The following is a 388-nucleotide window of genomic DNA, read 5'->3' on the forward strand; positions in this document are numbered from 1 at the left end:
GCGCAGGATGAATTCCTGGATCGACGCGCGGATCCACCACATGGCATAGGTCGAGAGGCGAAAGCCGCGATCGGCCTCGAACTTCTTCACACCCTGCATCAGGCCGATGTTGCCCTCGCTGATCAGCTCGCTGACCGGCAAGCCATAGCCGCGATAACCCATCGCGATCTTGGCGACGAGGCGGAGATGGCTGGTGACGAGCTGGTGTGCGGCATCGGTGTCGCCATGTTCCTCGAAGCGCTTGGCGAGCATATATTCCTGCTCGGGGGTCAGCACGGGGAAGCGCTTGATCTCGGCCAGGTAGCGGTTGAGGCTCGCCTCGCCGCCGAGAGCAGGTATCGTCGCGGGGACGTTGCTGCGGTTTGCCATGATCACTTCTCCCTAACTG

The 388-nt window shown here is 62.1% G+C and carries 1 protein-coding gene; it reads right to left on the reverse strand.

Annotated elements, in window-relative coordinates; all coding sequences use genetic code 11:
- On the reverse strand, positions 1 to 369 hold a 369-nt coding region (locus D7Y13_RS44720; RefSeq protein WP_120631181.1), incomplete at its 3' end, for a sigma-70 family RNA polymerase sigma factor.
- Positions 370 to 388: the final 19 nt, after the last annotated feature.

Source organism: Corallococcus praedator, assembly GCF_003612125.1.
Classification (GTDB): Bacteria; Myxococcota; Myxococcia; order Myxococcales; family Myxococcaceae; genus Corallococcus; species Corallococcus praedator.